The following is a 13,557-nucleotide window of genomic DNA, read 5'->3' as shown; positions in this document are numbered from 1 at the left end:
TAAGTGGTGGAAGGGCACGCCGTGCCAGCTGGCCAGTTCCGTGGCGTCCTGATGGTTGGAGACGATACCGACGATGTGGACGGGCAGGGTGCCGGCGCGGTGGCGCGACAGCAGGTCGGCCAGGCAGTGATCGTGTTGTGACACCATAATCAATATCCGTGGCTGGACGGCGGCGTCCCAGATCCGCCAGTCCATCGAAAACGTATCGGCGACCGTACCGAAAGCGACTCGTATCTGGTCAAGGCTGCCGTGCGGTTCCTCAAGGTCGGCGGCCAGGCGCAGGAAGAAATGGGTGCTGTCGGGATCCCCGTACTGCTGGGCCTCGATGATATTGCAGCCGGTATCCGTGACGAAGGCGGACACCGCCGCGACGATGCCGCGCCGGTTCGGACAGCTGAGCGTCAATACCAGGCGTTGAGAAAGACTACCGAGTTTGTTTGTTGGCTTCATGTTGGCATACTGTCCCAAAAGGCAGGATGCCTGTAAACACTCGTTGTGAACTATTACGCTCGGCCGTGTCCTCGTTTACGCGCTGTGTCGTTCCTGGCTGTTTTCGGGTGCGTACCGATATGGGCTCGCGTGTAGCCGTGCCCATTCCCGGCTATGCGTATGGGTACGGCCATTGTGTCGGTCCTCCGAGCGTACGGCTACCCGGCGTTCTCCGGAAAACCATGACGACCAGGCTGCCAGTGGCTGCGGCGGGAGTGTGCGCGCCACGCTGGCCGGCCAGCTGGTGCTCATCGGCGTTGTGCCGCCTGCTGGTCGGTCCTGTGCTGGCGGGCCTGGCGGTGGTTTGTCGTGACCGGTGGTTGTTGGATACCTGAAGCTGATTGGTCGTTTACAGTTTTTATGTGAATGGTGACGGTGAGGTTACCATGTCCGCTGACACGCAAAAAGTTGAAACCCAACGGAGTCGGGACGGAACGCGGATGGGCCCGCGTGGCGTGCGGCGGCGGGTTTCGCGGCTCTCGCCGTTGGTGAGGCCGGTTTCAGCTCGGGCACGCTGGTCACGAGGACGGCGAGATTATAGATCTTGGTAGGGTTGCACGTGCAGCCGCATGTGCAACCACGTATGCAATGACTTATAGTTGCTGTGATCGCACTCCAGGCAGGTTCGTGCTCACGATGCGGAACCGCAAGTCAGATCACACAGGAGGGCCTCAGTGCGGGCATGCACATCACCAGGAGGGATGCCGACGCTCTCGCCGCCCTTACCGCGGCAGGGCTCGTCATCGGGATGGACGGCATGAGCACCATCGACACGGCCAAGGCCGCGGCGGACCGCATCATGGCCCGGTATATGGATCAGGACGTCGCTGTCACGGCGAACGTGATCCGTGTGCATCTCCGGACTCTCGCGGGCTTACGGCAGGGCCGGCTCTCAGCAAAGGCCGAGCGGGACACGCACGAGGCCCAGGCCATGTTCGGAGCGCTGCTCGGACTGTCCTTCGTAGATCAGGGCAAGTACGTCAAAGCGGAGCAGTCGTTGTCGGCTGCCGCGAATCATGCGGATGAGATCGCGCATCTCGGCTTGGGCGCGCACATCGCCGGGACGTGGGCGACGGCAGCGCTTGCCAGCGGCAACCCGAAGATGGCGCTTGCGCACAGTGCCAAGTGGGTCGGGATGGTCGCGGGGGGACTGCAGATGACACGGCTGCACGCGATCTCCGCGAAAGCCTACGCCGCGCTCGGGGATCAGGTTAATGCCGGTAGCTCGCTCTGCGCGGCGCGGCAGACCGCGAATCGGTACGGCGCTCCAGCGTTCCATGCGCGTCCGTTCCAGGGGCTGTCACAGGCCGAGTTGGCAGTGACCGCGGTGGATGTCTACGCCATGCTTGGGCAGACGGCTCCGGCCATGCGCATCGCCGCGGAGTGGACGCCGACGGTAACCCACAATGGTCCGACCGGGTTGCGGAACCACCTGGCCATGTCACATGCCTTGGCGCTGGCAGACAAGGAGCCGGACCGCGCGGCGGAACTGATGGCGAAGGCCATCGCGGCCGGTGCTCCGATGGGTCCGTTCGGGCCAACAGCGGCAGCGAAAGTCCGACGTTTTCTTGCCGCGGCACCGCCAGGATACCCCGGCGTCCGTGACGTCGCGACGATGGCCCGATCAGTGGGAATCGATGTGGTTTCGTCTAGCTAAGAGCGTGTGTGAGATCGGGCTTTCGATCAGTGAGCCGCGTCCAGGCGCCCCCTGGCAAGGCGGAAGGCCGAAGCGATACCGGATGAGTTGTCTCGGTGTGGCCGACAACGCGGCCAGGGGGCGCCTGGACGCGGCGAGCCGGAATGGCGATCTCACACGCTCTCTCAGAGCGCCCGGCAATAGGGGTGTGGATCAAGGAGTGGGGCTGGGGTGCGTGCATCGCGAGGCGGCGGAGGCAGGCACCGGAGGTGGTGGGTGGCGACCGACGAGCCGGGGTACCCGTGCATCGCGCGGCGCTGGACGGGGAGCAATGACGCGAGGTGCGTGCCCTGGCCCCGTTTCCTTTTCCCGTTCCTGCTCTGATGCTTTGAATGCGATGAGCCACCGTCGTCAGCGGAGCTGATGGCGGCGGCTCATCGCGCTTGCCGGCCGAGCCGATGCCGGTTATGTCTCGGCGATGATTCTGGCGAGGCGCTCGGCGGATTTGTCGGGCGGCAAGCTGTCGACGCTGAGACGATTCATGGCCTCCGCATAGCGGCTCACGTCCGCTACCTTGTCCAGGTAGACCGCGCCGGTGAGATGCTCCAGGTAGATTATGTCCGGGAGGTTTGGTTCGGCGAAGCGCAGGACGCTGAAGGCGCCGCTTTCCGCGACGTGGCCGCCGAACGCAAAGGGCATCACCTGGATGGCGAGGTTCGGTCGCTCGGAGACCGCGATCAGCCGTTCCAGCTGAGTGCGCATCACCGCGGGCGTGCCGATCGGGCGCCGCAGGGCCGCTTCGTCCAGCACAGCCCACAGCCGGGGTGGATTCGGGCGGTCCAGCACCTTTTGCCGGCTCATCCGCATGTCGACTCGGCGTTCGATGTCCTTGGCCGAGACGGTGCCAGGGGCATTACTCTGGATGATAACGCTACGGGCATAGTCCTCGGTCTGGAGCAGGCCTGGGATGAACTGGACCTCGTAGGTCCGGATCAGTGTCGCGGCGCTCTCCAGGCCCAGGTACGACTCGAACCAGTCCGGCAGAATATCGGCGAAGCGGTGCCACCAGCCGGGTTGGTTGGCCTCCCGAGCCAGCGCGAGCATCGGCGCTCGTCCGGCCTCGTCGACGATCCCGTAGAGGGTGAGCAGGTCTTCGATATCACGTTCCTTGAACCCGACCCGCCCCAGTTCCAGTCGGCTGATCTTCGATTCGGAGCCTCGGATCTCGTACCCGGCCGCCTCGCGGCTGATACCCCGGCTCTCCCGGAGCCGGCGCAGCTGGCCACCAAGTAGAATTCGGAGCGCAACCGGCCCCCGATCCGGCTGCACTGTCATCGTGTCTCCCGTATATCGTCCTGCCTGAGGGTACCGCCGCGATCCGCGGGGTACTCAGGGCTTGCGGGCGACACCGCAGAACGCGTCCAACGCGGTGGGGATGCTCCCGGGGGCGGGCCGCCAGAGGGGGGTTGACACTACCCCGGGTTCGAGGAGCTCGAGGCCGGTGAAGAACCGGGCGATCTGCTCAGGGGTACGACGGTGGTAGTACCCGTAGCCGGGGCGTTCGCGGGTGAGCTGGAGGAGTTCCTGGCGGCGCGCCTCGCCCATGAGGACATCGGTACCGTCGTTGACGGCCAGATAGCTGCCCGAGGGCAGGGCGTTCATGAATTCCTTCACAATCGCATGTGCCTCATCGAGGTCGGCGATGGTCCCCATGATCCCTAAGAGGCTGAGCGCGATGGGCTGGGTGAAGTCCAGGGTTTGGTCGGCGATGTTGAGGATCTTCTGGGGGCTGCGCATATCGGCGTCAATGTAGGCGGTGGCGCCTTCAGGACTACTGCTGAGCAGGGCGCGGGCATGAACCAGCACGAGTGGGTCGTTGTCGACGTAGACGATGCGGGAGTCCGGGGCGATCCGTTGGGCGACCTCGTGGGTGTTGTCCACGGTGGGCAGGCCGGTACCGATGTCGAGGAACTGGCGGATACCCGCCTCACCGGCCAGGTAGCTGATCGCGCGGCCGAGGAAGGCCCGGTCGGCGCGGGCAATCTCGATGATCTCTGGGAAGATTTCGGCGTATCGGTCCGCGAACTCGCGGTCGACGGCGAAGTTGTCCTTACCGCCCAGCCAGTAGTCCCAGGCGCGGGCGGAGTGCGGCTTGGTGGTGTCGAACGTGGGGGGTGGGTAGCTGTCGATGTAGTCGTTCACAGGGCACTCCATACTCGGGACGCTCGGTGGTGCTGGCCGGGCCGATCATAGGCTTTGGCTGGGCTGCATTCACGCAGGGCTGGTTATCGTGGCGGGATCGATCTGTCGAAGAGTTTGGCCGAGTGTCGGAGCCGTCGCTCGGGATATTTTTTCACGTGTCGTAAAAACTACTTGACAAGATCAGGAGTTCCATCTCCCTCCCGGCCTCTCCGCGCGCACCGGGCAGCCTCGGCCGCGGGTGCCGCGTGCCAGGCCATGGCGAAGCCAGCGCGGTACGGCCATCCAGCCTGCCCAGCGCAAGCCTCTTATCTCACAGGCGAACATGCGGGTCAATACCCCACGTGGAGTACTGGGCCCCCACCGGCCGCGCACGCAGCCCGCCGATCGGCAGGCAGCATTCGCCAGGACTGATGCGCTGGCGGGTTGCGACCGCAGCCATCAACGCACGGCCACTCGGTATCCTTTCCACGAACGACCCTTGTGCCCGCATAGAGGAGTCCCGTGAGCAACCGGATTGAGACGCTGGAATTCCAGGCCGAGACGCGTCAGCTGCTACAGCTGATGGTCCATTCGATCTACTCCAACAAAGATATCTTCTTGCGTGAGCTGATATCCAACGCATCTGATGCCCTCGACAAACTGCGACTCGAGTCGTTGGTCAACAACGACCTCCAGGCCGACGTATCTGACTTGCGTATTGATATTGAGGCCGACCAGGAACAGCGTACCCTGACCGTGCGCGACAACGGCATCGGCATGTCCCGTGACGATGTCATCCAGCTCATCGGTACTATCGCCAAATCCGGAACGGCCGAGCTGCTCCGGAAGATGAAGGAGTCGAAGGACGCCGCGGCGTCGTACGATCTTATCGGACAGTTTGGTGTCGGTTTTTACGCCACCTTCATGGTGGCGGACAAGGTCACGCTGCTGACCCGTCGAGCCGGTGAAAGCGTTGGCACCCGGTGGGAGTCGAGCGGCGAGGGCACATATGTCATCGAGTCGGTCGACGACGCACCGCAGGGCACTGCGGTAACCGTGCACCTGAAACCTGAGGACAGCGAGGACCGTCTTTTCGACTACACCGCCGAGTGGAAGATTCGGGAGATCGTAAAGCGGTATTCTGATTTCATCTCGTGGCCCATCCGGATGGCTGCCGAACGGACCGGCGAAGATGACACGACGACGATCGAAATCCAGCAGCTCAACTCCATGAAGGCGTTGTGGGCGCGCTCACGAGATGATGTCGACCAGGCTGAGTACAACGAGTTCTACAAGCATGTCAGCCACGACTGGACCGATCCACTCGAGACCATTCATATGAAGGGCGAAGGGCACTTCGAGTACGAGGCGCTGTTGTTCATCCCGTCCCGCGCGCCGTTTGACCTGTTCATGCGGGAGGGTAAGCAGGGAATTCAGCTGTATGTGAAGCGTGTTTTCATCATGGACGACTGCCAGGCGCTCATGCCGAGTTACCTCCGCTTCATCAAGGGTGTCGTCGATGCGCATGATCTGTCGCTCAACATCTCGCGTGAGATCCTCCAGCAGGATCGCCAGATCCAGCTGGTACGCCGCCGGCTGGTCAAGAAGGTGCTCGCGACGGTCAAGCACATGCAGGCCAACGAGGCCGAGCGCTATCGGGCCTTCTGGAACGAGTTCGGTCGTGCCGTGAAGGAGGGCCTTCTCGACGATGTCGAGAACCGAGAGGCGATACTCGAGATCGTTTCTGTCGTCTCGACACACGACCCGGACCAGCCAACCACCCTGCGGCAGTACGTCGACCGCATGAAGGACGGCCAGAACGACATCTACTACATGACCGGCGATTCTCGGTTGATGATCGAAAGATCACCGCACATGGAGGCCTTTCGCGCCAGGGGTTACGAGGTTCTGGTCTTGACGGATCCGGTCGATGAAGTATGGGTCGAACGGGTCGCGCAGTTCGACGGCAAACCACTGCAGTCGATCGCCAAGGGCCAGGTCGACCTCGACACCGAAGATGAGAAGAAGAGCGCCGAACCCGACCGGGAACAACAGCAGCAGGCGTTCGCCGCGTTGCTGTCCTGGATGGCGACGAAGCTGCGGGAAGAGGTGAAGGAGGTCCGCCTGTCCGCACGTCTCACCACGTCGCCAGCCTGCATCGTGGGTGACACGCACGACATCACACCGACCCTGGAGAAGATGTACCGCACGATGGGGCAGGAGGTGCCGCATCCCAAACGTATTCTGGAACTCAATCCCACGCACCCCCTGGTAACGGGGCTGCGAAAGGCACACGAGCGGGAAGCGGAATCCGACGTTCTCACGGAGACAGCGGAATTGCTGTATGGAATGGCGTTGCTGGCCGAAGGCGGAGAACTCGGCGATCCGTCTCGCTTCACGCGCATCCTCGCCGATCGCCTGGTGCGCACGCTGTAGCGAGCGGCAACCGCTGCCACCCCACGCGGGAAGAATCCTGACGAAGCACGCCCGCGGGCTTCCGGAACCGCGCCCGCGGGCTTCCGGAACGTTGCTTCCGGTTATGGCCGGAGGCTTTGTGGTTGTTTTGCCCGGGTGGCCGGGAACGCGCCGCGTCAGACAGGGGACAGCGAGGCTTCGTGATCCCGGCCCGAATCCGGCCGGACCCGGAACAGGCCGGTGGATACCTCGTCCGAGGAGTCACGTATCCGCCATGCCCACTCGGCGTCCGGCCAGCGGGTGTCCCTCGACCACAGCGTCCCGGTGAGGTCAGCCCCGCCCAGCCAGGCGTTGGCGAGGTCCGCCCCGCGCAGATTCGCCTCGCGCAGGTCGGCGCCGGTGAGGTCCGCCCCGACCAGCCCGGCGTGGGTGAGGGTCGCCCAGGACAGCACGGCGCCGGTGAGGTCCGCCCCGTCCAGCCATGCGCCGGTGAGGTCCGCCCCGTCCAACCGGGCGCCGGTGAGGGTCGCCCAGGACAGCACGGCGCCGGTGAGGTCCGCCCCGCGCAGGTCGGCGCCGGTGAGGTCCGCCCCGTCCAAGCGGGCGCCGGTGAAGTCACGGTCAGCCGGGTTCACCGGCGCTCTCGCGGCGGCGCGGGCATCCGGCTCGGCGGCGAGTATGTCGGGAGAACGGGCCTGTGCCCAGCGGATAAGGTCGTCATCGAGGGGGAACGCGGCCGGGAGCCGGTCCATGTCGTCGTGATCGGTAGTCATGGCCCGTCCCATCCCTTCAGCGTTGTGCCATGGCGGTACAGGAGGTCTTGCACGGCGCGGGTTGTGCGTCCCTACCGATGATCCCCACGATGTCATCGGGGGGATAGCCTGCCGTGTGCATTCGATGATGGGAAGTGATGATCAACCCGCGTTGCCTGCGGCCGGCGGCCCGGACGTCACATAGCCGGCCGCTGACCTGGTTGGCGAAGTGATCGTATGAGGTAGGCGGGCAGCCACGCGCGAGAAAAGAGAATCTCCCATCACAGCTGTGGCCGGGAAGGTGTTCGGGAGCCTTCCGGGTGCCGCTGGTACTGCCCGGAGCGGGCACCGCGGGCTGTCGGCTTACACGGTCAGCGGCACCCTGCTTTCCGCAGGTCGAGCGTCCGCGTCACAGCAAGGAGCCTGCGCCAGGACCGACAGCACCGAGTAGCTCCAAACGGAGGTCTCGATAAGGAGATCTCCAGATAGAGACGGTGAAGAAGGCCAGGGCTGGACGCGTGGCTGGCGTCCTGGTCGACATACGTTCCACGCCCGCCCGCTAACAGGGGACGCGGCACCGCGAGGCGCGTGCCTCGGTCCCACCGCGCCGCGTGATAATATCAGCTATTGCGGCTATTGCCGACGTTCTGAGCGAATTCAGGTTAGATTTTCGTCCTGGGGAGATTTCATGATGTCCGATCAGTTCGGAACCCCGCCTGATTCGTCCCCGGCCCGGCCGGTTCCCAGTCACGGGACGGAACCGCCGCCACCCGTGGGGCTGTCCGCCGAGGTGTCCGCCGAGTGCTCTAAGAGCGTATCTCGTTCAGATTAGGCGAAGTTTGTCGGATCCGGTACGCGGCAATTGCCAGGATTCGGGAACGGCGAGGTGGGGTATCGACTCACCTGCGCCGTCGTCTGCACCGCCCGAGGCGGCTCTGACGGGGGATGGTTCGACTCTGCCCCGCCTCACCATCGCCAGAAACCTGACTGAAACATCACAAAATGAACGAATGCTCTCTAAGAGGCTCCGGTAATAGGGTTGTCCGGCTCGCGATCCAGCCACCCGGACGCCGCTGTCTGATCGAACGCCCTACTGCCGGAGGGCCTCCATGCGAGGGCTTGTAGCGCGGTGCATTCGACACCGCCGGTGGCCGAGAGCTCGGGGCCAGGACGACCCGTTCTTCGTCGCTCTTGTTCTAGCAGGAGGTTGGTGTTGACAAGGGCTGCCTGCAGCGCCTCACGTGCCCGGTGCAGTTGCCCGGGCTGGGCGCTCAGCGTGGTCATGTCGCCTTGGGTGACAGCTGCCTGACTAGCGGCGATGACATCGAGCAGGATGCGCAGGCTCGTGGACGCGTGCGCGGCAATCTTCTGTTCAATCTCCTCGTTCACCTCCGTGATCAAAGCAAACGTTCGACTGTCGGTGTCATCGTCGGGCATGGTGGAACCTCACAACCACGAAAATAGCGGGCTATGACCGACCCGGTCATGATTTATTCATGTGTCGATGTCATCTACATGGGTAGCTCAAGACTACAGAGCGTGCTTCAGGCCAGGATGCCAGTTTACCCGGCTGGAAGGCGTTAGCATAGCGTCGCTGATTTCTTAACGGTGCGTCTCATCGATTGAGTTGTGGAGCGCTGTGTGACGATAGTCACGGGGTGAGATGCCGTAAGCGGCGCGGAAAGCGCGGCTGAAGTCGGCGGGATAGGAGAACCCCCAGCGGGCGGCGATGACGTGGATGGGTGTTGCGTGCAGCGCGGGGTCGGTGAGATCGTGGCGACAGCGCTTTAGGCGTTCGCTGCGGATCCAAGCGGAGACGGTGAGGTCCTGTTGCTGGAAAATGCGATGCAACTGGCTGGTAGAGATGTGGTGGGCCGCGGCGATGCTGCTTGGGGTCAGCTGAGCTTCGCCCAGCCGCTGCTGGATGAATGATCGAATACGCAAGGCGAGCGTTCGCTGGCGGGTGTCTGATGGTAAAAAGCGGTCGGCATCAACTTCATGGGCAAGCAGCGCGGTCAGTAGGTCGAGCAGGACGGTTCCCAGCCGGGGTGCGTCGCTGGGCTGGTAAGGGCTCGTGTTCGCGATCATGTTGGTGACGAGTCCCACGAGGAGGGCACCGATCCCCGTGCTGCCCGATATCCGCCGGGCGATCAGCTGATCGGTCGCGGCTGAGGGCAGCGGCAGCAGCGCTCGAGGAACACGGATCGCTACTGTTGTGGCCATGTCGTGGCGGCCGGAACCTATCCAGATATCGAAAGGGCGCCAGGTATTATAGAGGACCAGCTCGCGCGTGGCGACCGTGACGTCCCGGCCCAGCTGGGAAAGCCTCGCGTTCCCGCGGAGGAGAAAGCCCATCTCGTACTGCTCGGTATCGGACTGTTTGATCAGTTTTGGGGTCCGAAGTACCTGTAACGACGGAAAAGATGCTGTGAACATGTCCACAGCACCGAGTTCCAGCAGGCGCAAGGTCGCTGGGAAGTCTTCCTCGTGGTCGCTGCGAAACTCCAGCGGGGCAGTGGCCCAGTGGGCCATCGCACGCCAGGCATCAAACCGTTCTCCCGCGGGCAGATCCGCACTTCGGAACACCGTCTCGATCATCTTTTCCCCGAGCTTTCTGACCACCTTATGCTCCGTCAGAGCAGCAAACCACAGCATTTCGTGGGCTCCACTGGTAGATCAGTGGCGGGGCGTCCGGACCCAGCGGTCATGACATCCTTGATGTCAGCGTCGTTGAGAAGATGCCGTGCTCTTCCTGGCCGCCACGGCGGTGGCCAACTCTGTTGAAACGCGCTGTCATGTCGCGGGCGAATGTGTCCGCCCGCGCATCCCGCGTGCGGCGGGGATGGCGAACAGATACTGATTCTGACCAGCCACCAGATCGGTAGCGAAGGCCGCCGTGGCAAAGCGCACTGTGAACGATGGCTCCAGTCAGTTCCGGACTTCCGATTCCAGTTTGACGGTACCCGAGGTAAGCGGCGGCGGTGAGCATACCCGGCGATGGCCGTCGCCCGCGGGCTGCCGTCCGATGGCTTCTGATGTCTACGGAACGCGGGCCACTGCACCGTAGGCTGCCGTGTCCGCGGCGGACGGACGAGGCTGTGGTTCGTTCTCGGCTCGCCAGGCAGGCAGGGCCGCAATACCCGGAGATATCAGTTCGAGCCCGCCGAGGAACCGGGCGACCTCCGCTCGGTTCCTCATCTGAAACGTTACCCGGGTTGTGGCGATGACATCGTCGACGCTTGCGGCGGTCCCCGGCGACATGAAATCCCTCGTCACGTGGGAGATGGCCAGATAGCTGCCGGACGGCAGGGCCGCCAGCAGCCGGGACACGGCGCCGTACGGATCATCGGCATCGGGGACGAAGTGCAGGACCGCGATCAGCATCAGCGCTACCGGGCGAGACAGGTCCAGCGTCCGCTGGAGATCCGGATGACTCAGGATCTTCTCGGGGTTCCGGAGGTCCGCGTCCAGATAGGCGGTGGCGCCGCGATGGTCGGAGGTCAGCAGGGCACGGGCGTGGGCAAGCACGATCGGGTCGTTGTCGACGTACACGACGCGTGACTCGGGGGCGATCGCCTGGGCGACCTCGTGCGTGTTGTTCGCGGTCGGGATACCGGTGCCGATGTCAAGAAACTGTCGGATACCCGCCTCCTCAGCCAGGAACTGTACGGCCCTTCCCAGGAATCGGCGGTTCTCGAGGGCCGCGATCCGGATGGTAGGAAATGCTGCGGCGATGGCATCTCCGGACTCCCGGTCGGGTAGGAAGTTGTCCTTGCCGCCGAGCCAGTAGTCATACCGGCGGGCTGGATGTGCAATTGTGGTGTCGATTTCCGGCGACAGCCGGTCCTCCCGCAACACCGACGTGAAGTCCCACACGGTCTCGCTGCTCTGTTCCGCCACGCCCGGCATCGTGCACCAGGCCGACAGCGTCAGGTAGCGCCAAACGGAGGTCTCGGTAAAGAGATCTCCATGTGGAGATGGCGGACAAGGCCGGGCTGGGTGACCATGAAGGCATGAACAGCAGGGGTACGAGGCGGCCGAAACCGGCTTCGACGTGGGGCTCCGTGAAAGCACCGCGCCGACCTGGATTTTTCGTCGGGCGATGAGGCTGGTTCCCTTGATTGTCGATCATCGACTTGCTTATGGCCTCCTGTCCGTGAGCGGGCGCGGGGCGCGACCGTCCGCTGTGGGCGTGGGGTTTCGCTTTTCCCGGCGGAGTCCTGCCGCGGCCGTCGGATCGACGCGGTGGGTCCTGCTGACCAGCTGACCAAGGTGGGCTCGGCGGAGGTGACCGTCAGCCGTAGACGGGGGTTGGTATCGATACCGAGTTTGCAGTGGCCGCGGTGGGTCCGCACGTTCCCATGCTGGGAACCGATCCTCGCTGTGCGGCGGAGGTGTTTCTTCAGCCTGTGCGGCGGTGGCAGCCGGGATCCCAGCCCGCTGCGCTGGGATCCCGGCTGCCGACGGACCGATGCTTCCCTGGCGTCTACCGGCACGGTCGGGCTGCTTCGGTCGATGGTGGGATGAACCACCGCGCGCACCGGTAGCCGGTCACATGGTCAGCGGCCAGTCCGTGTTCCGCGAGCAGTTCTCCCACGTCCGGGCCGGACAGCGCTCGGTACAGATACCAGCGTGGCGCCAGCATGATCATTTCTGTCGAGGGCTGGAATCCCGTGAACTCGGAGGCTGGACGCGGTGGACGGGCGGGACACCGACGCATCTTTTGATCATGTCTGGCCGGCCGCGGAGACAGCGGACTTCGTCAACACAACAGTCTCGGACAACCAGCCGGCGTCGTCGGGCAGGTCGGGCAGGGCTCCGATGGCGAAGGGGATAACCGACATGGCCGGCAAGGGTGCTGGCGGGCTGGCGGCTCCAGCGTGTGAGCCTGCTGGCGAGGTCGTCGGCGGTGCCTCGCCCGGCCTGTGGTTCGGGGTACTGGGGCCGCTGGAGGTCCGCCGGGACGGTCAGCCGCTGCCGTTGCGAGGCCCGCGGGAGCGGACACTCCTTGGCCTGCTGCTGTCCGAGCGTAACCGGGCTGTCTCGGTGCCGCGCCTGGTGGACGGGGTGTGGGGAGCGGCCCCGCCGCCGACGGCGGAGAAAACGCTGCGAAGCTACATTGCCCGGCTGCGTCGACTGCTGGAGCTGGACCGTCCGCCAGCGGGGTGGCGGGTTCTGGTCACGGTGCCGTCGGGGTACAGCCTGCGCGTCGACACGGCGGCCCTGGACGCGGCACTTTTCAAACAGCTTGTCGGGCAGGCGCGGCCGGCGCTGCTGGCCGGCGCACCCGAGCTCGCGTTTGCCCGGTTCCGGCGTGCGCTGGAGCTGTGGCGAGGGGATGCGTACGAGGATCTGGGTGACGCCGAGTTCGCGGTGGCAGAACGCGATCAGCTTGCGGAGCTGCGGCTGGCCGCGGTAGCCGACCGTCTCGACGCCGAGTTCGCCCTCGGCCATGCGGCGGCCTTGGTCGGCGAGCTGCAGTCGCTGGTGGCCGCATATCCGTTGCGGGAGCGGTTCTGGGGCCAGCTGATGGTCGCGCTTTACGAGTCGGGGCGGCAGGCGGAAGCGCTGGAGGCCTACCGTTCGGCCCGGACCCGGCTCGTGGGCGAGATCGGTGTGGAGCCCAGCCAGCAACTGCGCGCGCTGAACGCGGCGATCCTTGCCGAGCAGCCCAGCCTGCTCCCGGACGCCGTACACCCGCAGGGCCTGCCGGCTGGGCTGAGCGGAGACCGCAACCCGTTGCTCGGGCGGGATGTGGAACTGCACTGGTTGGAACAGATGTGGGGGCATGCCCTCGACGACGCGGGGGGAGCCGTCATCGTCGAGGGCGAACCGGGGATGGGTGCCAGCCGGCTCGTCGCGGAGTTCGCTCGCCGGGTGGGTGGCCGCGGCGCTGTGCTCGTCGTCGGATCGGTGGAGACCGAGACGCTCGCGGGCTCCACGGCGGAGCGCCCGGTACTGGTCGTCATCGACGACCCGGCGGGGATGGACCCGCGGGAGGTGGAGCGATTGGCGGCCGCGGCCGTGCGGTTGCCGGTGCTCATCGTCGTCACAGCCAGACCACGCGACGAGCGGGCGGAAGGC

The 13,557-nt window shown here is 64.8% G+C and carries 11 protein-coding genes; 3 read left to right on the top strand and 8 right to left on the bottom strand.

From position 1 onward, the window contains the following. On the bottom strand, positions 1–450 hold a 450-nt coding region (locus MJ783_RS13830; RefSeq protein ID WP_239310846.1), incomplete at its 3' end, for an ACT domain-containing protein. A gap of 721 nt (positions 451–1,171) precedes the next feature. Here MJ783_RS13830 and MJ783_RS13825 point away from each other — a divergent pair. Continuing rightward, positions 1,172–2,146 (top strand): hypothetical protein, encoded by a 975-nt coding sequence (locus MJ783_RS13825; RefSeq protein ID WP_239310845.1) that lies wholly within the window; start codon positions 1,172–1,174, stop codon positions 2,144–2,146. A 444-nt stretch (positions 2,147–2,590) separates the two neighbouring features. Here the strand turns inward: MJ783_RS13825 and MJ783_RS13820 are convergent, their stop codons facing one another. Then, positions 2,591–3,460 (bottom strand): helix-turn-helix transcriptional regulator, encoded by an 870-nt coding sequence (locus MJ783_RS13820; protein ID WP_239310844.1) that lies wholly within the window; start codon positions 3,458–3,460, stop codon positions 2,591–2,593. Positions 3,461–3,514: 54 nt separating this feature from the next. Beyond that, positions 3,515–4,339, bottom strand: coding sequence for an SAM-dependent methyltransferase (locus MJ783_RS13815; protein ID WP_370651623.1), 825 nt, complete (start codon positions 4,337–4,339; stop codon positions 3,515–3,517). 489 nt (positions 4,340–4,828) lie between these two features. On the opposite strand from MJ783_RS13815, the gene htpG reads away from it, so the two are divergent. After that, a complete protein-coding gene (gene htpG, locus MJ783_RS13810; protein WP_239310842.1) occupies positions 4,829–6,742 on the top strand; it encodes a molecular chaperone HtpG in 1,914 nt (637 codons plus the stop codon). A gap of 155 nt (positions 6,743–6,897) precedes the next feature. On the opposite strand, the gene MJ783_RS13805 is transcribed toward htpG, so the two are convergent. The 5 genes from MJ783_RS13805 to MJ783_RS13785 all read right to left on the bottom strand — a co-directional run bounded on the left by MJ783_RS13805 (position 6,898) and on the right by MJ783_RS13785 (position 12,118). Further along, positions 6,898–7,494 carry a pentapeptide repeat-containing protein gene (locus MJ783_RS13805; protein WP_239310841.1) on the bottom strand — a complete coding sequence of 199 codons (597 nt, stop codon included), beginning with the start codon at positions 7,492–7,494 and terminating at the stop codon, positions 6,898–6,900. A gap of 996 nt (positions 7,495–8,490) precedes the next feature. Further along, positions 8,491–8,910, bottom strand: a complete 420-nt coding sequence (locus MJ783_RS13800; RefSeq protein ID WP_239310840.1) for a DUF6245 family protein — start codon at positions 8,908–8,910, stop codon at positions 8,491–8,493. A 165-nt stretch (positions 8,911–9,075) separates the two neighbouring features. Next, positions 9,076–10,095: a helix-turn-helix domain-containing protein gene (locus tag MJ783_RS13795; RefSeq protein WP_239310839.1), complete on the bottom strand. Its 1,020-nt coding sequence runs from the start codon at positions 10,093–10,095 to the stop codon at positions 9,076–9,078. A 417-nt stretch (positions 10,096–10,512) separates the two neighbouring features. Next, positions 10,513–11,328 (bottom strand): SAM-dependent methyltransferase, encoded by an 816-nt coding sequence (locus MJ783_RS13790; RefSeq protein ID WP_370651624.1) that lies wholly within the window; start codon positions 11,326–11,328, stop codon positions 10,513–10,515. Positions 11,329–11,959: 631 nt separating this feature from the next. Next, positions 11,960–12,118 carry a hypothetical protein gene (locus tag MJ783_RS13785; RefSeq protein ID WP_370651622.1) on the bottom strand — a complete coding sequence of 53 codons (159 nt, stop codon included), beginning with the start codon at positions 12,116–12,118 and terminating at the stop codon, positions 11,960–11,962. 50 nt (positions 12,119–12,168) lie between these two features. On the opposite strand from MJ783_RS13785, the gene MJ783_RS13780 reads away from it, so the two are divergent. Next, the coding region (locus MJ783_RS13780; RefSeq protein ID WP_239310837.1) for a BTAD domain-containing putative transcriptional regulator at positions 12,169–13,557 on the top strand (1,389 nt) is incomplete at its 3' end.

The sequence above is a fragment of the Protofrankia sp. Cj3 genome, assembly GCF_917627355.1.
Lineage (GTDB): Bacteria > Actinomycetota > Actinomycetes > Frankiales > Frankiaceae > Protofrankia.
This window is presented reverse-complemented; position numbering and strand designations above follow the sequence as displayed.